At 42.0% G+C, this 18,151-nt stretch carries 15 protein-coding genes; 9 read left to right on the top strand and 6 right to left on the bottom strand.

Annotated elements, in window-relative coordinates; all coding sequences use genetic code 11:
• Positions 1-168 precede the first annotated feature (168 nt).
• A complete protein-coding gene (locus HMPREF9969_RS07155) occupies positions 169-1,440 on the top strand; it encodes an MFS transporter (protein ID WP_009435203.1) in 1,272 nt (423 codons plus the stop codon).
• A gap of 537 nt (positions 1,441-1,977) precedes the next feature.
• On the opposite strand, the gene mutY is transcribed toward HMPREF9969_RS07155, so the two are convergent.
• The gene (gene mutY, locus HMPREF9969_RS07150) at positions 1,978-3,009 is read right to left on the bottom strand and encodes an A/G-specific adenine glycosylase (RefSeq protein WP_036895461.1); all 1,032 of its coding nucleotides are present in this window, start codon (positions 3,007-3,009) and stop codon (positions 1,978-1,980) included.
• A 120-nt stretch (positions 3,010-3,129) separates the two neighbouring features.
• Here mutY and HMPREF9969_RS07145 point away from each other — a divergent pair, with 120 nt between their 5' ends.
• The 7 genes from HMPREF9969_RS07145 (at position 3,130) to rodA (ending at position 10,599) form a co-directional block, all read left to right on the top strand.
• A complete protein-coding gene (locus HMPREF9969_RS07145; protein WP_036895459.1) occupies positions 3,130-3,495 on the top strand; it encodes a hypothetical protein in 366 nt (121 codons plus the stop codon).
• A gap of 141 nt (positions 3,496-3,636) precedes the next feature.
• Entirely contained in the window at positions 3,637-4,233 is a 597-nt protein-coding gene (locus HMPREF9969_RS07140) for an MGS-like domain protein (protein WP_009435196.1), read from the top strand.
• A gap of 87 nt (positions 4,234-4,320) precedes the next feature.
• On the top strand, positions 4,321-5,343 hold the full coding sequence (locus HMPREF9969_RS07135; RefSeq protein WP_004360435.1) for a rod shape-determining protein: 1,023 nt from the start codon (positions 4,321-4,323) through the stop codon (positions 5,341-5,343).
• A 12-nt stretch (positions 5,344-5,355) separates the two neighbouring features.
• A complete protein-coding gene (gene mreC, locus HMPREF9969_RS07130) occupies positions 5,356-6,237 on the top strand; it encodes a rod shape-determining protein MreC (protein ID WP_009435169.1) in 882 nt (293 codons plus the stop codon).
• Between the two features lie 94 nt (positions 6,238-6,331).
• Entirely contained in the window at positions 6,332-6,832 is a 501-nt protein-coding gene (mreD, locus tag HMPREF9969_RS07125; RefSeq protein ID WP_009435178.1) for a rod shape-determining protein MreD, read from the top strand.
• A gap of 4 nt (positions 6,833-6,836) precedes the next feature.
• Positions 6,837-9,134: a penicillin-binding protein 2 gene (mrdA, locus tag HMPREF9969_RS07120; protein ID WP_009435195.1), complete on the top strand. Its 2,298-nt coding sequence runs from the start codon at positions 6,837-6,839 to the stop codon at positions 9,132-9,134.
• Positions 9,124-10,599: a rod shape-determining protein RodA gene (rodA, locus tag HMPREF9969_RS07115; protein ID WP_009435181.1), complete on the top strand. Its 1,476-nt coding sequence runs from the start codon at positions 9,124-9,126 to the stop codon at positions 10,597-10,599. The genes mrdA and rodA overlap by 11 nt, the downstream gene beginning before the upstream one ends.
• Positions 10,600-10,875: 276 nt before the next feature.
• On the opposite strand, the gene HMPREF9969_RS07110 is transcribed toward rodA, so the two are convergent.
• The 4 genes from HMPREF9969_RS07110 to metF all read right to left on the bottom strand — a co-directional run bounded on the left by HMPREF9969_RS07110 (position 10,876) and on the right by metF (position 14,944).
• The gene (locus HMPREF9969_RS07110) at positions 10,876-11,370 is read right to left on the bottom strand and encodes a gliding motility lipoprotein GldH (protein WP_009435184.1); all 495 of its coding nucleotides are present in this window, start codon (positions 11,368-11,370) and stop codon (positions 10,876-10,878) included.
• The gene (ricT, locus tag HMPREF9969_RS07105; protein ID WP_009435201.1) at positions 11,367-12,701 is read right to left on the bottom strand and encodes a stage 0 sporulation family protein; all 1,335 of its coding nucleotides are present in this window, start codon (positions 12,699-12,701) and stop codon (positions 11,367-11,369) included. Before ricT ends, HMPREF9969_RS07110 begins: the two co-directional genes overlap by 4 nt.
• An 81-nt stretch (positions 12,702-12,782) precedes the next feature.
• On the bottom strand, positions 12,783-13,922 hold the full coding sequence (locus HMPREF9969_RS07100) for an ATP-binding protein (protein ID WP_009435217.1): 1,140 nt from the start codon (positions 13,920-13,922) through the stop codon (positions 12,783-12,785).
• Between the two features lie 50 nt (positions 13,923-13,972).
• On the bottom strand, positions 13,973-14,944 hold the full coding sequence (gene metF / locus HMPREF9969_RS07095; protein WP_009435214.1) for a methylenetetrahydrofolate reductase [NAD(P)H]: 972 nt from the start codon (positions 14,942-14,944) through the stop codon (positions 13,973-13,975).
• 293 nt (positions 14,945-15,237) lie between these two features.
• Between metF and HMPREF9969_RS07090 the strand changes: the two genes are divergently transcribed.
• A complete protein-coding gene (locus HMPREF9969_RS07090; RefSeq protein ID WP_036895430.1) occupies positions 15,238-16,200 on the top strand; it encodes a type I phosphomannose isomerase catalytic subunit in 963 nt (320 codons plus the stop codon).
• Positions 16,201-17,401: 1,201 nt separating this feature from the next.
• Here the strand turns inward: HMPREF9969_RS07090 and HMPREF9969_RS07080 are convergent.
• Positions 17,402-18,151, bottom strand: a 750-nt coding sequence (locus HMPREF9969_RS07080) for a relaxase/mobilization nuclease domain-containing protein (protein WP_009435220.1), incomplete at its 5' end; no start/stop codon positions are given.

Genomic DNA, 18,151 nt, shown 5'->3' with positions numbered 1-18,151 from the left:
TAAAACGCCTATTGCTAATCAAAATGTAAGGGATAATCTATTACCAATCTATCATGATTATTGGTTTTTGCAATGTAATTACAAAAGCCTATCACTATGTATTCTCATTAATTTTGTGTATCTTTGTGCTCGTTAGCAGATATTTACATATAAAAGAGAATAAGCACATTGAAAGCTGAAAAAAAGATTATTCCATGGGCATGGATACCTTCGCTCTATTTTGCTGAAGGGCTCCCTTACATAGCTGTGACTGTTTTATCAATCCAAGTCTATATGCAGTTAGGCTTGTCAGATGCCGAAGTAACATTCTATACTTCATGGCTATATCTTCCCTGGGTCATCAAACCTTTGTGGAGTCCTTTCCTCGATTTGATTAAGACGAAACGTTGGTGGATAGTCGTTATGCAGCTCCTTATTGGTGCTGCCTTTGCTGGAGTTGCCTTCACCGTGAATACATCTTTATGGTTACAAGGCTCTATCTGCTTCTTTTGGTTACTGGCTTTCAGTAGTGCAACACACGATGTTGCAGCTGATGGGTTCTATATGATGGGACTTAATCAGCACGATCAAGCCTTCTTTGTGGGTATTCGTTCAACTTTCTATCGCATATCTATGCTTGCTGGGAAGGGTGGGTTGATAGCCTTAGCAGGTCTTTTGCATAAGATAATGAGTATTCAACTTTCATGGGCATTAGTCTTTTATGGTCTGACTGCATTGTTTATTGGTCTTTCTTTGTACCATCGTTTTATTCTTCCAAACCCATCAGAAGATACAGATAAGGTCAGCGTCTCAAAGTCCCAACTCCTCTTGGATTTTGGTCGCACGTTTGTTTCCTTCATTCGAAAAGACCAATCGTTAATAACGATAGCCTTCCTTCTTCTCTTTCGTTTGCCAGAAGCCTTGATTACTCCCATCTCTCAGATATTCTTGCAAGCCCCAGTTGCTAAAGGAGGATTAGCATTATCAGAGATAGAATTTGGTGCAGTGAATGGTTTTGTAGGTGTTTTTGGACTTCTATTAGGTGGTATCATAGGTGGAATGATGATTAGTCGTGATGGGTTGAAACGCTGGTTGTGGCCAATGACAGCAGCAATCACATTACCTAATATTGCTTATGTTTATTTGGCTTACATGCTCCCAGATAGCATTGTTGCCATCAGTATTGCTGTATTTATTGAGAACTTTGGTTATGGCTTTGGCTTTAGTGCTTACATGCTATTCATGATTTATTTCAGTCAAGGTGAGCACAAGACTAGTCATTACGCTTTGTGTACAGGCTTCATGGCGCTTTCCATGATGATACCAGGACTATTTGCTGGAGCCTTAGCAGAGACTGTTGGCTATCGTTGGTTCTTTGTTATAGTGATGATTGTCTGCGTATTCCCATTCCTTGTAGCCCATCAACTGCGCATCGAAGGGAACTTTGGCAAGAAAGAGTAGGGGAATAATTGAATGTTAACATAAGGCTATTTTCCCAAGAAATACTAAGTCCTATGTTATGCTGTCAATACTTAATTCCTGAAGAATTCAGCTCATGATAAGGAGTGTTATCCACTCCTATCACTTTTAATAGGCTGTCGGTTGTATAATACTTAAGTAATGTTTTAATATCCCACTAATGCTCTCAAAATCAGCTTTCTATCATCAGTAATTTGGGTTCAAACTATCTTCTGTTTTTGAATTATGTATCTAAACAAAACAAGTAGACGCCCTTCTTGAGATGAGGAGAGCCTCTTTTCACATCAAAGAAACGCTCTTTTCAAATTGAAGAAAGGCTTTCCTCTTTTTTATTTCTTGGTACATTGTTAACGAGATATTGCTTTGTTACACATGTACTCATCCCTTGCTTCTTTATATTTTGGCTATTATTAGAAACTTCTTCTCCTTAGTATAAACCTCATTTGTTGTTCTTTGGATTTCTATAAGATGATATCTTTTCTTACTTATGTGCATTGTTTTGAGGGGTACTAATTGGTATTAAAGCATACAATCTGGTGTTAAGTTGCTGTTACTTAACTTACTCAATAGAATCTCCATCAATCTTGGAAGTGCATATTCTACAATCTTTTTTGTAGGAACCCATATAAAGTCAGCAGGCAGAGTGGGGCGTTCTTGTGGTGCCCAATAATATAGATTTGTAAAAAGAACTTGGTGGGTAAGAACGTGTTTCACGTCTTTACAAACTTCTATGGCATTCTTTTTCCAATCCTTTTCAGTCTGTTTTGTGAGATGATATGCCTGTGGTAGTTCCCAAAGTCCTTGCCATATATCTCCCGCGCCACGCTGATGTAAAGCAATCTCATTATTGTATTGGATGTAAAGATAGGTCAATTTACGCTCTTTTTGTTTAATCGTCTTACTTTTAACAGGTAATAATTGAATACGCTGTTCACGATAAGCAACGCAAGACTCACATAAGGGACAAACTGCGCAATGAGGGGAAGTTGGTGTACATTGAATGGCTCCAAAGTCCATGATGGCTTGGTTATATCTTGCTGAATTCTGCGTTGGCAAGAGTGATTGTGCTAGCTCTTGAAACTCCTTCTTTCCCGATGTCGTGTCTATAGGAGTATCGATACCTTTAAATCGAGCAAGTACCCGATAAACATTCCCATCCACTACTGCCACCGCTTCATCAAAGGCGAAGGAGGCAATAGCAGCAGCGGTATATTCTCCCACACCCTTTAGTTTCTTTAGTTCTTTGGAAGTTTTTGGAAACCCCTTTCTATCGACCACTTGTTGGGCTGCTTTATGTAGATTTCTTGCACGTGAGTAGTAACCTAATCCTTGCCAAGCCTTTAGAACCTCGTCCTCAGAAGCATTAGCTAAGTCGTAGACAGTAGGCCATTGTTGTATGAAACGATGCCAATATGCCATGCCCTGTGCTATGCGAGTCTGTTGTAAGATGACCTCACTAAGCCATATCGCATAGGCATCTTTTGTCTCGCGCCATGGTAATGGGCGCTCGTTATTATCGAACCAAAGTAATAGAGATGATGCAAAATTCATGAAGCAAAGGTAGTTAAAAAGTAGAAAAAGAATGAAAACAAATAAGATCATTTGTTGTTATCTTCATTATTATTTTCTACTTTTGTCCCATTAAGTAGTGATAAATTAGAGGTTATAAAGATGAAGCGAAATATCAAAACTATGCTTATGGGTGTAGCAATAGTTGCTGCAACGATGTCCGTTAGTTCCTGTTCTACACGTGAGTCAGCTATTAATGACTTACAGAACTTCTCGTATGAATTGCGTGATAATAGCCAATACTATACAGCAAAGAAATGGAAGAAAGCTGTTAACAAATTTGGTAAGATTCGTCGTAGAATAGCCCGTCATGACTATACTGTGGCTGAACGTCAGCGTATAGGAAAGCTCGAAGGCGATTGTGCTCGTTATATGGCAAAGGGTGCAAAAGATGGCGTTTTGGATCAGATACTAGGGATTGGCAGCGAGATCCAAGGTATTTTAGATGCCATTGGTATCAAACGTTAGAGGTAGTTAAAAGCGGTAGACTAGTAGCTAATTTGATATTACACAATTAGTTGATAGGTTTTAGTTTTTTTTGAGATAAAATGTTGCTTAGTCGCTTATAACTTAGTAACTTTGCAATTCAAATCCATAAAATGTTTTACAATGGCTGGTACAAAACAAATCAAGACTGCGCTTATCTCGGTCTTTCATAAGGATGGGCTTGAGGATTTACTCAAGAAGTTAAATGCCGAAGGGGTTAAGTTTCTTAGTACTGGAGGTACACAAGAATTTATAGAGTCACTAGGTTATGAATGTGAGAAGGTAGAAGATGTTACTTCTTATCCATCCATCCTTGGTGGTCGTGTAAAGACGTTACATCCGAAAGTCTTTGGTGGTATTTTGGCACGTCGTGATAATGAAGGTGACCAGAAGCAGATGGCAGAATATGATATTCCTGCAATCGATTTAGTTATTGTAGACTTGTATCCTTTTGAACAGACAGTTGCTAGTGGAGCTAGTCCAGAGGATATTATTGAGAAGATAGACATTGGCGGAATCTCTTTAATTCGTGCTGGTGCAAAGAACTTCAAAGATGTAGTCATCATTCCAAGTAAGGCTGAATATCCTGTGTTGTTACAGGTACTCAATACGAAAGGAGCACAAACAGATGTGGAAGACAGAAAGATGTTTGCAGAGCGTGCCTTTGGTGTTAGTAGTCATTACGATACGGCTATTCACTCTTGGTTCGTTGCTGAGTAAACATATAAGAGTCGCTTTTTAAGAGAGGAACTTCTTGACAAGAAGGAATACTCTAAATAGAAATATACACTTACAAAACATATATTAATGGGATTATTTTCATTTATCCAGGAGATTGCTATGGACCTGGGAACGGCCAACACAATCATTATCAGTGATGACAAGATTGTGGTAGATGAGCCGTCAGTCGTAGCTTTGGATCGTCGTACAGATAAGATGATTGCGGTTGGTGGAGACGCAAAGATGATGTACGAGAAAGAGCACCCTAACATTCGTACTATTCGACCTCTACGTGATGGAGTTATCGCCGATTTTACTGCTTGTGAGCAAATGATGCGTGGCTTGATAAAGATGGTTCATAGTGGTAACCGATTCTTCTCTCCATCATTAAGGATGGTAATTGGCGTTCCTTCTGGGTCCACAGAAGTTGAGTTGCGTGCTGTTCGTGACTCTGCAGAACATGCAGATGGACGTGATGTATATCTAATCTTTGAACCAATGGCTGCCGCTCTTGGTATGGGATTAGATGTAGAAGCTCCAGAGGGAAACATGATTGTTGATATTGGTGGTGGTAGTACAGAGATTGCCGTTATATCATTAGGTGGTATCGTTTGCAATAACTCTATTCGTGTTGCAGGCGATGACCTCACAGCTGATATACAGGAATATATGAGTCGTCAACATAATGTGAAGGTCAGTGAACGTATGGCAGAACGTATCAAACTTCATGTTGGCTCAGCCCTTACAGATCTAGGAGATGAGGCGCCAGAAGACTACATTGTGCATGGTCCTAATCGTATTACAGCTCTCCCAATGGAGGTTCCTGTATGCTATCAAGAGATTGCACATTGTCTTGATAAGACTGTTGCTAAGATCGAGAATGCAGTTCTTTCAGCATTGGAGAATACACCACCAGAGCTTTATGCAGATATTGTTAAGAACGGTATTTACCTTAGTGGTGGTGGTGCATTACTACGTGGTATCGATAAGCGACTTACTGATAAGATTAACATTCCATTCCATATTGCCGAAGACCCATTGCACAGTGTGGCTAAGGGAGCAGGCATTGCATTGAAGAACGTAGATCGTTTCTCGTTCTTAATGAGATAACAATCATCGTTCATGCACAATCTGACAGAGTTCCTTGCTAGGTACAAGCATTGGTTCTTGTTCGTTGCCCTGGAAGTCTTGAGTATGGTTCTTTTGTTCCGATTCAATGACTATCAGGGCAGTGTGTGGTTCACATCTGCCAACTATGTTGCTGGTTTGGCGTATGAGGCGAGTTCGAAGGTTACGTCCTATCTTACTATGGGTGAGGTGAATGAAAGACTGACTAAACGCAACTTGGAGTTAGAACATCAAGTACGTGAACTATCCTCTCAACTTTATGATAAGACGAGAGATTCAACCTTCTTACGTGGTCAGTATCGTTTCCTTTCAAAGTTTCGTCTGATACAAGCAAAGGTTGTTTCCAATAGTCTGGATAGACCAGATAACTTTATTACAATAAATAAAGGAACGTGGGATGGCGTTAGAAAGGATATGGGAGTAGCCTGTGGTAATGGTGTTGTGGGTATTGTCTATATGGCTGGTATTCACTATGCTGTAGTAATTCCTGTGCTTAACTCCAAATCGAATATTAGCTGTTCTATTCAGGGAAGAGACTACTTTGGGTATCTCCATTGGAATGGTGGCGCAACAGATATGGCTTATCTTGATGATGTCCCACGTCATGCTAAATTTAAGTTAGGCGATCGTATTGTAACGAGTGGTTACTCTTCTGTGTTCCCCGCAGGCGTGTTAGTCGGTAAGATAAAGCATGTCTATAATTCTGAGGATGGACTTTCTTATCGTCTAGCCATAGAGTTGTCAACCGATTTCGGAAACCTTCGTGATGTTTGTGTCATCGATGATGCATCCATTAGAGAGCAGCGACAGGTTATCAAGGCAGCACAAGATTCTATCAAGCCAATAGAAGATCAGAATGCGAACCAAGGTGAGTAAGGTATAGAAACGAGTTTTTATTTGATGTAAAGTAGGACTTCCGTGTGGGAAAGAAACCATCTGGCAGTTCTTTTATATAATAAGGTAAGAGAGAATGAATGTAGATTTCTTAAAACGATTACTATGGTTTTTGGTGCTAATAGTAGCACAGGTGTTTGTTCTTAACCACATCCATCTGTTTGCTGTTGCCACACCATTACTATATGTATATTTCGTTCTCTTATTCCCACGTAACTATCCCCAGTGGGCTATATTGTTGTGGGGCTTTTTGATGGGAGTTATCATAGATACATTCTCCAATACGCCAGGTGTAGCCTCTGGTGCGCTTACCTTCATTGCAGCTTTACAACCTTTTATACTTCAACCATTCATTCCTAGGGATAGTAGTGATGACTTTCAGCCAGGAATGGATACATTAGGAGTGCCCCAATATACGTGGTATGCGGCTATCCTAACGCTTATCTATAATGTTGTGTTTTTCTCTTTAGAGATGTTCAGCTTCTTTAATGTGTTAGAGTGGTTAGAATGTATTGGGGGTAGTTCATTGCTTACATTGATTCTAATCCTTGTTATTGAGAACGTAAGGAGGCGTTAGAAGGATGAAGAATTATGATCTTGAGAAACGTCGCTTAGTGCTTAGTGCAGTTGCAATAGGCATAGTTGTGATTTATGTTCTCCGACTTTTTGCTCTTCAGATAGCAAGTGACGACTATAGAAAGAGTGCCGACTCAAATGCTTTCCTAAAGAAGATTGAGTTCCCATCACGTGGTACTATCACAGATAGGAATGGTAAGCTGTTGGTGTATAACCAGCCAGCTTATGACATCATGGTGGTTACTAATGAGATGGCTGGTCATCTTGATACACTCGACTTCTGTAATGCTTTAGGTATAACGAAGGCCGACTTCCTAAAGCGCCTACACGATATTAAGGATAGAAACAAGAACCCTGGTTACTCAAGATTCACCCAGCAACTCTTCATGAGCCAGCTGAGTGATAAGGAATTTAGTGCTTTCCAAGAGAAGCTCTATCGCTTTCCTGGCTTCTATATACAGAAGAGAAGTGTCAGACAATATCAACGTCCTATAGCAGCACATGTGCTTGGTGACGTGGCAGAAGTTAGTCAGAGTGATATTGAAGAAGACGATTATTACCAGCCTGGAGACTATATAGGTAAGATGGGCATAGAGCGTGAGTATGAACAAGATCTACGTGGTCGAAAGGGGGTACAGATACTCTTGCGAGATGCTCATGGTCAGATACAAGGACGTTATAAGAATGGTGAGTATGACCAAAGACCACAGCCAGGTCGCGACCTTCAACTAGGACTTGATGCCGATTTACAGGCCTTAGGTGAACGCTTAATGGAAGGTAAACTTGGTGCTATAGTAGCGATTGAACCCAAGACTGGTCAAGTGCTCGCAATGGTTTCCTCACCAACCTTTAATCCCAGTATGATGATTGGTAAGTTACGTGGTAAGTATCAACGCGATTTGACGCTAGACCCTGCTAAACCCTTACTTAACCGTGCTATCATGGGTCAATATCCACCAGGTTCTACCTTTAAGACTAGCCAGGCGGTTACTTACTACACCGAGGGAATCATCAATGATTCGACTCGTTATGTTTGTAACCATGGTTTTAACTTTAAGGGCTTACATGTAGGTTGTCACTCACATGCATCACCTTTAGCACTTGTACCAGCCATCAGTACATCCTGTAATGGCTACTTCTGTTGGGGACTTTACCACATGCTGTCCAATAGAAAGAAGTATAAAACGCTTGATGATGCTATGACTGTATGGCGAAACTACATGGTATCCATGGGATTCGGGTATAAGTTAGGCATTGATCTTCCCGGTGAGAAGCGTGGTATGATACCGAATGCGCAGTTTTATGATCATGCCTTCAAAACATGGAATCCATTATCAGTTATCTCGATCTCTATCGGTCAAGGAGAGGTCAACTTGACCCCATTACAGATAGCAAACCTTGGTGCAACGATAGCTAATCGAGGCTATTATGTTACGCCACACATTGTCCGTCATATTGAAGGAAAGAAACTTGATAAGAAGTATTTGGAGCACCATCGCACGAAGGGAAGCGTCAGATCTTATCAAGAGGTCATAGCTGGTATGATGTCATCAGTACGTGGTGGTACCTGTGCGCATGCTGTTCACCCTGGCTACTCACTTGCAGGTAAGACGGGTACTGCGCAGAACCGAGGTCGAGACCACTCTGTCTTCATGGGCTTTGCACCTGTTGATACACCCAAAATTGCCATTGCTGTCTATGTAGAAAATGGTGGTTTTGGTGCCGACTATGGTGTTCCTATTGGTTCTTTGATGATTGAGCAATATATCAATGGTAAGTTAACTCCAGGTGACGCAGCTAGAGCTGACGCCCTTCAGAAGCGTCATATCTCTTATCCTTTCAAGCGTCCTTTGTCTCGAGCAGACTCTCTTCGTCTCGATTCTATCAAACGCGTTAATCAGATAAAGGACTCTTTAAAGATGGTAAACCAGAAGTTAGAGGCGGCAGAAGCTGCTAAACTCAAGGAAGCCCAACAGCAAAAAGAGACTGAGGAGAAGGAGAAGAAGAAGCAACCACAGAACGAGCCTGCTATAAAGGTGGAGCCTGAAGAGTTGATAAAGACCGAGAAGAAGGAGAAAGACAAGGATAAAGATAAGTCTGATAAGGGCAAGGAGAAGCTGCGTGAAAAGGAACGGGACAAAGCTAAGGAGCCTAAAGAAGCACGCAAAGAGAGTAAGGATAATAATAAAGATAAGCAACAGAAGAGTAAAGATAATAAAGCGAAAGACAAGCCAAAGATAAAGTCCAATGACCAAGATAAGGCTAAGTCGAATCGTAAGGAGAATGTAAATCGTGGCAAGTAATTATTCAACAGATAAGCAACCGGGCGTTCTTCGTTCACTAGACTGGTGGACAATCGCTATCTATATTGCATTACTTAGCTTCGGCTGGGTGAGTGTTTGCGGTGCCAGTTATACTTATGGCGACACCGAGATATTCTCTCTTGCCAGTCGTTCGGGTATGCAAATAGTATGGATAGGGACTTCCATCTGTTTAGGCTTTATACTCCTTATGATGGACGACCGCTTCTATGATACCTTTGCCTACGTCATTTATGGGCTCTTGGTATTGCTACTCTTTGCCACAATTTTCAATCCACACTCCATTAAAGGATCACGGTCATGGATTGTTATGGGACCTTTGCGGTTGCAACCAGCCGAGTTTGCTAAGTTTGCAACAGCCTTAGCAATAGCCAAGTTTATGTCTGCTTACGGCTTTACTATCCATAACTGGAAACACTTTGCAGGTGCTTGTGGCATTATCTTCTTACCTATGTTATGTATTGTAGGGCAGCGTGAGACAGGCTCTGCACTTGTTTATCTGTCTTTCTTCCTCATGTTGTATCGTGAAGGAATGCCTGGCTCTTTCCTCTTCATGGGCTTAGCAATGGTCATATACTTCGTTGTTGGAATTAAATATGAGGAGGTTTTGCTATGGGATACACCAACATCTGTAGGTAAGTTTGTCGTATTGTTGCTGGTTCAAATATTCTCTTCTGTGATGGTATGGGTATATGTTAATGATAAGCGGAAGACTCGCTTATTACTTACATACATCTTCAGTATGACAGGTTTGGCTCTCCTTTTCTCTGAGTTTGTTATTCCTTTCGATATTGTTTGGGTACAGCTGGTTCTGTCGGCATGTGTGATTGGGTATTTGATATACAATGCAATGAATACACGCTTTGCCCATTACTTCTATATAGCTTTGTTTGCTCTAGGCTCTATAGCCTTTTTCTATTCGGCGGATTACGTGCTGAATGATGTTATGCAGCCACACCAACGTGTGCGTATCAACGTTCTTTTGGGTTTAGATGAGGACTTGGCGGGTGCTGGATACAATGTGCATCAAAGTGAGATAGCCATTGGTTCGGGTGGATTACAGGGCAAAGGCTTTCTAAATGGTACTCAAACGAAGTTGAAGTTCGTACCAGAACAAGACACAGACTTCATCTTCTGCACCGTAGGAGAGGAGGAGGGCTTCCTCGGTTCAGCGTCTGTTCTGGTGTTATTCCTATGTCTTATCCTTCGACTAATGTACTTAGCTGACCGCCAACCATTCAAGTTTGGACGTGTATATGGCTATTGTGTCGCGGGAATCTTCCTATTCCACTTGTTCATTAACATAGGAATGGTGCTTGGATTAACGCCTGTTATTGGTATTCCACTGCCTTTCTTTAGTTATGGTGGTTCGTCACTATGGGGCTTTACATTACTTCTTTTCATCTTCCTTCGTATAGATGCTGGACGTAATTTGATACGTCAGTAAGTGGGAGAAGAAGCCTCAGTAGCCACTTCTAAAGCCTCACCTCCGTCCCCTCTCCGAATGGAGAGGGGAGTAGATAGTGCTCTTTTCCACAGAACAAACAACTCGTTTACTTATCACCCAATCAACTCGTCAATTCGAAGTAATCATAATTTTGAATTATAAGAAGGCGTTTCTTTGATGCAAGGAAAGCCTCTCTTCTATACGAAGGAACGCCCCTCTCGATTGGAAAAGGGCGTTCCTTTAATCAATGATATTGCCACAAGGTAAGGACAGAGGCTACCTTCTCTGCAATCTCAAGCCTATGTCACTGATACCAGGAATACTATTTCTGCTCATGACATGGTGTATGGTAATGTGTAGAGAATCGTTCCTATTTAGTTGGAAAGACGCTATGTGCTGGCGAATCTCCGTATTACTGATACCATCTTGACCTGCTAGCATACCCTTATCGGTGATAATCTCACAATGAACAGTGTCTCTTATCACCTTTTCCTGCTTCTTCTTATGCTTGTAATTGATGATAGTCGATTCCACGATTAGGCTCACACTGCGATAAGGAAAAGTTTGCGAAGCGCGAAGCCCAAGGCTTAGCTTATAATTACCTTCCCACTGCCTTGGTAAGTTGAAGGTAAGAGTATCATTACGTTCCCAGCCCTTTACCGATACACTTTCATAGTGGTCATAGGTGCGTGGATCGTTACATGAAGTGGTACTCATACCCCATAGCACGAGTACCACTATATATATAAAGGTGAAAACCTTCATCCTCATTCCTGTGTTCTTTGCGTTTGTTGAGGCTTCTTGTCCTCTTGTTTCTTGTTTTGTGTTACGCCATCTTCCTGCTTCTGGGGCTGTTTTCGCACGTTATTCTGCTTGCGATTACCATTCTGTTGATAGCGGTTTTTGTCGTTATTCTGGCGTTGGTTGTCCTGTGTGGTACGCTGGTTGCGATTGTTATCACGCTGTGGGCGTCCTCCTTGTTGCGGGTTGTTATTGCGTTGTTGATTCCCCTTTTTGCGCTTCTTTGCCTTGTCGAAACGACTGAGGTCGGCTCCAGCAAGCAAGTCAGCAGACTTCTTTGCAGGCTTAGCTTTACCATCCTCAAGCAACGAGAGAGGTTTTTCTCCACGCTTATTCATCTCTATGATCTCCTTAGCACGAGCCGCACTGATTATCTCGAGGTTTGCTCCTAGATTCTTATCAGTCGAGTAAGTGCATTGACCACTTAGTATATCCGTCTTGAAGAGATGGTACTCACCATCCATAGTCTCCAACAATACCTCCTTACTTGGTAGCTTTCTGCTAGCTTCCATATACTGGTCAACCTCGTAGTTGAGGCAGCACTTGAGCTTAGCACACATTCCGGCGAGCTTAGTTGGGTTCGGAGAGATGTCTTGAATACGTGCTGCTGTGGTGGAGACACTCGAGAAGTTCTTCATCCAAGTAGCACAGCAAAGCTCTCTTCCACATGGACCTGTACCGCCAATGCGCCCTGCTTCCTGTCGAGCACCAATCTGTTTCATCTCAATACGGACGTGGAAAGCAGCTGCAAGATCCTTTATGAGCTGTCTAAAGTCAACTCGTTCGTCTGCAATGTAATAGAAGATTGCTTTATTGCCGTCGCCTTGGTACTCCACATCACCAATCTTCATTTTCAGTCCCAAGCCCTTAGCTATCTGCCTACTCTCTATCATTGTCTTGTGTTCACGGGCTTTTGCCTCATGATACTTCTGCATATCGACTTCTTTAGCCAATCGATATACTCGCTTGATATCATCGGGTGACTTGACTGCTGTCGACTTCTTTATCTGTAGCTTAACGAGCCTACCTGTCAATGTAACGACGCCTATGTCGTGTCCAGGATTTGCTTCGACAGCAACTACATCACCTTTCTTTAGGTCTAAGTTATTGACGTTATGATAGTAACCCTTGCGTGTGTTCTTGAATTGAACCTCAACAAGATCGGTCGTCTGGTTGTTCCCTGGAACATCAGCTAACCAATCGTATGTGTTGAGTTGACGATCTTGTCTGCCACAACCTTTATGACATAAGCCTCGATCGCAGCCGTGCCAGACCTTGAATTTCATATCTTTATAGTCCATTGAAATCTATCTATTTGTTTTCTTTTTGGCATTTCTGCCTATATATATTGTTGATTGTATCTCTTTTGTTGGTGGGTTTTCTCACTTCTTAAGCAGCAATACAATGAGCTTTAGAGCTACATCATAAAAGACTACCTTAGCGTTTGCGTTCTGTCCAATATCACGATTGGCACGTTCGAAGAGTTCGTTAATTTCTATCACATTTGCCTCATTGATGAAACGAGCAAAGTTCTTGGCGAAGTTCTCCTCTTCGATTGTCATATAGTTAAGTTCAGCGTTTCTGAAGTTGAAGATGAAGTTTTCTCGCACTTGCTGTTGGAAGTAAACGAGCATCCGACGCTCCTTCTCACGACCATAACCAGCAACTACTTCACTCCAGCGCTTGAGGTCTTTGACGTTACGAAGGTAACATAAGCGCATAAGCATTTGGAACATATTGAGGAACTCACGGTTCTCGTTGCTCGTATCGAGGGCCTCTAAGGCTTTGAGCCAACTGCCATGTGCGATATGTGCAATGCGTTGTGCAGCATCAGGTTCTATCCCCCTTTTATGGATAAGAGCCTGTTCTATGGCATTGTCATCAATGCGCTTCACATCAATTCGCTGTGTTCTACTGATAATAGTCTCTAGTAACTTCTCTGGTTCCTCGCATACCATGAGGAAGATAGTGCCCTGCGGTGGCTCCTCCAAGAGCTTTAGTAGTTTGTTGGCAGATGTGAGATTCATGCGTTCCGGACGCCAGATGATGGACACCTTATAGCCTCCTTGGCTTGATTTTAAGGCTAGAACACGTGATAACTCATCGCTCTCAGCACCTGTAATAATCGCCTGCTGCGTTGTAGCACCCATCTGTTTCATCCATTGAGCCATAGTGAAATAGGCTCCACGCATGATGAGTTCGTGCCATTCCTTTGCGAAGTCAGCGCTTACGGGTTGGTGGTCTCCACTCATACTGGGCAACTTTATGGTTGGAAAAGAGAAGTGTAAATCAGGATGTTCCCACTTCCGAAGCATGGCAATAGCGTTTGAGATGAGTGGAGAGGCAGTGTTATCGACCTCTTCGCCAGCAAGGAGATAGTTGGCAAAAGCCATTGCGAGTGCCATTTTCCCTACTCCTTCAGGACCACAGAAGAGCATTGCATGGGGCACGCGATCCTCTTTTATCATCTGTAGGAGGCGTTGTTTCGTAGCCTCTTGACCTATTACATCAGAAAAGTTCATCCTCTCTTTATCTTTAGTTGCTTGATGTTCTGTTATTGAGAAAAGCTTTATTACAAGAGTCGGCTGACCACTTCATGCACACTCTTTACGGCTGATACCGTATAGAAGTGTACGTTATTGAAACCATGCGCATAGAGTTCCTTCACCTGTTGAGTAGCCCATTCTATACCGAGCTGACGTGCCTCTTCGTCCGTCTTACATTCTTTTGCAAGACTAGCAAGCTCTTCTGGGATATCACAATGGAACGTCTTTGGAACCATTGTAAGCTGTGATAGCTTTGCAAAAGGCTTGATACCCGGCACGATGGGGATGGTAATACCAATGCTTCTAGCGCGCTCTACGAAATCAAAGAACTTCTTGTTATCATAGAATAATTGCGTGACAGCAAACGTCGCACCCAACTCCTGTTTCTGTTTCAAGTATCTTAAATCCTCTTCAATATTAGGTGCCTCCTCATGTTTCTCAGGGTAGCAAGCTACGCCGTAAGTAAAAGGTGCACCTGGATTCTTCATCTCTGAACCATCAATGAATACTCCTTTGTTGAATAGGTTGACCTGTTCTATCAGCTCCGTTGTGTGACTATGCCCGTTTTCCGTTGGTGTGAACATTCGATCCTCACGTGCTTTATCACCTCGCAAGAGCAATAAGTGGTTGACACCTAAGAACTGCAAGTCGAGCAACTCATACTCAATATCCTCCTTGGTAGCCCCCGAACAGATGACATGAGGTATCACTGGGATTTCGTATCGTTGCTGAATAGCAGCTGCAATAGCCACTGTTCCTGGTCTTCGACGTATGCGTTGACGTTCTATTAAGCCATCTTCACGCTCGTGATATACGTATTCACTATGGTGAGTCGTTATGTTTATAAAGCTCGGATTGAACTCTTTTAGCTTCGCAATATTACTGAATAAGGATTCTGTACCATTCCCCTTCAATGGGGGAAGAACCTCAAATGAGAAATGCTTCTCACCCGATTGATCCCTAAGTAGTTGTTCTATATCTATGAATTGATTGTGCATTTGGCTACAAAGTTAGCAAATAAAAGTGAGAAAAGAGTGTTATTAAGAGTACATGTTCATGTTGGTTATGTAATTAGTCATAATGCAGATGACATAGAAAAGGCAGTGAAAAGGGGTTGTAAATAGGCTTCTTCAAACCTAAATCATCATGTGTGCAGTGCAATAGATATCGTCTCTTCACTTTGATTCTTTGGTCATGTAGAGAATAAAGTGTACCTTTGCAGGCATAAGCAAATACATGACTTTGCCTCATAAGCATATAACAAAACAACTAAAATAAGCAATAATAACGTATGGAAATGTTTAAGTTTAATCCCCTCCTAAAGTCTACCATCTGGGGAGGAGAGAAGATTATCCCTTTCAAGCACCTATCTTCTGATGAGCAACAAGTGGGTGAGAGCTGGGAAGTATCAGGCGTGAAAGACAACGAGAGTATCGTCTCTAATGGTAAATACAAGGGTTGGAAGTTAAACGACTTGGTTGATACTCTGAAGGAGAAGCTCGTCGGTAAAGATAATTATGCACGTTTCGGTAATGAGTTCCCATTGCTTGTGAAGTTTATTGATGCACGTGCGCAACTCTCCATTCAGGTTCACCCTACTGACGAACAAGCGCAGGCTAAGGGTTTAGGTCGTGGTAAGACGGAGATGTGGTACGTAATGGAAAGTGATGAGAATGCCTCTTTACGCAGTGGATTAAAGCAACAGATAACACCTGAGGAGTACAAAGCAATGGTGGAAGATGACACCATTACCGATGCTTTGGCAGAATATCCAGTGAAAGAGGGCGACGTATTCTTCCTCCCTGCAGGGCGTATTCACTCTATCGGAACAGGCTGTTTCTTGGCAGAGATACAGGAGACTAGCGATGTAACTTACCGCATTTACGACTTTAAACGCCAGGACAAGAACGGCAATTATCGCCAGTTACACACTAAGGAGGCTGCTGAGTGTATTGATTATACGGTCTATCCTGACTATAAGACACAATACGAACCACGCCAGAATGAGCCAGTGGAACTCGTTAGTTGTCCTTATTTCACCACCTCGGTATATGATCTTACAGAGCCTATGACGATGGATTATAGCGAATTAGACTCTTTCGTGATCTTTGTCGGACTGAAGGATGAGGGCGAGATAACAGATGCGGAAGGCAATAGCTTGTCGTTCCGTGCTGGCGAGAGTGTGCTTATTCCTGCAACAGCAACTACTATTAAAGTGTCTGGAACCATCAAGTTCTTGGAGTCTTACGTGTAACTTTTGCGCTCCAATAGGATTTGTTTTACAAGAGTAACAACGCCTAATATCACTTGTACGAATGACGTGCATGAGTGATATTAGGCGTTTTTTTGATCAGAAGTTACCAGTTCTTTTCATTAGATTAGGGGTATAATGAAGGGAAAGACAGCCTAGTTTTTCCATTATCTCACCCTATGTGCTTTCTCAACTAGTAGTATTCCCATTCTTTAGATAGGCTTATTCCCATCTTTTAGATACGTTTGAGCGCATTCCGTGTAGCGTGTTGCGCATCCTTTACACACGCTTGTAACGTTAGTTTCATCGTGATGAGACACAAGTTTCATCATGAAGAGACACTGGTTTCATCATGATGAGACACTCGTTTCACCATGGTGAAACTAAGAAAAGATACGGGTCACAAAGACGCAAGACGCATGAGGTAAGAATTGGAAACGTATGAGAACGGAAGAGGAGAGCTATTAGTCAGTATAACGAACCATACGACATGGAGTGAAGTGGACGGCTAGGGTAAGGCTTCGTTATAGCGTTTCTCGTGAAGAGCTATCCATTAGGTGGAAACAAGGAAAGCCTCTCTTGCAAGCCAATTAATTATAAAATTGTATCTAATTGAAAATAAAGAAGTTACCTTGTTGGTATAACTAAACAGGTAACGATTTGGAAACGAGCGAGCTACTTCAAGTTGCTGTTTTCTACCTAACAAAGAACGCTTGTTATTCTATCTGCAAAGATAATACTTTGTTACCGAATAACAAGCGTTCTTGATGAAAAACACACATAATTTTACCAGCTTGAATGAAACAAGTGGTTGGACTTATAGTTTCTACTTACAAATCTAAAACTTTTCGCCTTGTAATGCTATCCAGTTTGAACATTCTGAGGAAATAGTCCTTTTTAGATTTGCATTAAGCATCTTACATACGTTCTTTATTATATTATGGACATCCTCCTTGGTGGTATTTCTCTTTAGTAATGTGGTATTCGGCAAATAACACCTCGTGCCATTATTACCTATGATTATATCCTTAAAACCATACTCTTCAATTAATGTATTCCTAACTTCGGTATGTCTGCTATCTATATCGTAGGTTAACAGCACATTGTATGTTCTTTCCATATTGTTTGTATTAATAGTTAATAAATTCTTATTGTCAACTAGCAAATAATGTGCCAACAATGAAAGTATTGCTATTCAAATTTTCTACAGCCTTCGTCCTTTCTTTTTCCTATTGGCTTGGTATCTGAGCTTACGTTGCCATGCGGTCTCGGCATAGTCCTCGCCATGTGTCATTGGCGTAATCATTCCACCTACTCCCTCCACCAATTCATCGGCTGCGCTGATAGCTGTATCTGCCACCGCTCTTATAGCCTGTGCGATTTGTGGAGTATCCTCCGTTGCTCGTGGGCTGTATGAAAGTCTTGGGGGTACGAGTTGATAGCCAGCATCCTTAGTATCTGTATGCTCTGACGATTTGCGTATTACTTGGGCAGATACATTCGTCTCGGCTTTCTGACTTGCCTCGAAATTCTTTTGCAAGGAATGGTAGCCAAACTCCCTGCCCACTTCCGATGCCTTGAAAGATTGTCCGCCAAATGAGAACTTCAAACCATAGACCTTGCCCTGCTTGTTCTTCATGCGCTCAATGGTGATGCTGTTCTTGTTCAACTCGTAAAGGAACATGGAATGCCCCGTGATACCTGTATCTTTATACTTCTCAAGCAAGGCATAACAAATCTTCTGCACCTGCTGCTTTGTCTGTTCTCTCGTTAGATTGGCTTTTGACTTTTGGTATTTCTTCTCCGCCTTGACCTCCTTTGCGATAGTCAAGTTTTTCTCTCTGCTTATTTCCTCCGCCACTTTTGCTGCCTTGTTGCTCACAAAGGTGGTATCATAGACCTCTCCGTAAAGGCTGATGCGGTTGGCGATGATGTGAATGTGTCTGTTGTCGGT

Origin of the sequence: Prevotella sp. oral taxon 306 str. F0472 (assembly GCF_000257925.1) — a bacterium.
GTDB classification, from domain to species: domain Bacteria; phylum Bacteroidota; class Bacteroidia; order Bacteroidales; family Bacteroidaceae; genus Prevotella; species Prevotella vespertina.
The sequence above is the reverse complement of the archived record's forward strand: the minus strand, read 5'-3'. Positions and strand labels throughout refer to the sequence as shown.

Excerpts from the sequence above, each read along its gene's own strand:
- mutY (WP_036895461.1), bottom strand. The coding sequence starts at position 3,009 with ATGAATTTTGCATCATCTCTATTACTTTGGTTCGATAATAACGAGCGC.
- HMPREF9969_RS07145 (WP_036895459.1), top strand. The coding sequence starts at position 3,130 with ATGAAGCGAAATATCAAAACTATGCTTATGGGTGTAGCAATAGTTGCT.
- HMPREF9969_RS07140 (WP_009435196.1), top strand. The coding sequence starts at position 3,637 with ATGGCTGGTACAAAACAAATCAAGACTGCGCTTATCTCGGTCTTTCAT.
- HMPREF9969_RS07135 (WP_004360435.1), top strand. The coding sequence starts at position 4,321 with ATGGGATTATTTTCATTTATCCAGGAGATTGCTATGGACCTGGGAACG.
- mreC (WP_009435169.1), top strand. The coding sequence starts at position 5,356 with ATGCACAATCTGACAGAGTTCCTTGCTAGGTACAAGCATTGGTTCTTG.
- mreD (WP_009435178.1), top strand. The coding sequence starts at position 6,332 with ATGAATGTAGATTTCTTAAAACGATTACTATGGTTTTTGGTGCTAATA.
- mrdA (WP_009435195.1), top strand. The coding sequence starts at position 6,837 with ATGAAGAATTATGATCTTGAGAAACGTCGCTTAGTGCTTAGTGCAGTT.
- HMPREF9969_RS07110 (WP_009435184.1), bottom strand. The coding sequence starts at position 11,370 with ATGAGGATGAAGGTTTTCACCTTTATATATATAGTGGTACTCGTGCTA.
- ricT (WP_009435201.1), bottom strand. The coding sequence starts at position 12,701 with ATGGACTATAAAGATATGAAATTCAAGGTCTGGCACGGCTGCGATCGA.
- HMPREF9969_RS07100 (WP_009435217.1), bottom strand. The coding sequence starts at position 13,922 with ATGAACTTTTCTGATGTAATAGGTCAAGAGGCTACGAAACAACGCCTC.
- metF (WP_009435214.1), bottom strand. The coding sequence starts at position 14,944 with ATGCACAATCAATTCATAGATATAGAACAACTACTTAGGGATCAATCG.
- HMPREF9969_RS07090 (WP_036895430.1), top strand. The coding sequence starts at position 15,238 with ATGGAAATGTTTAAGTTTAATCCCCTCCTAAAGTCTACCATCTGGGGA.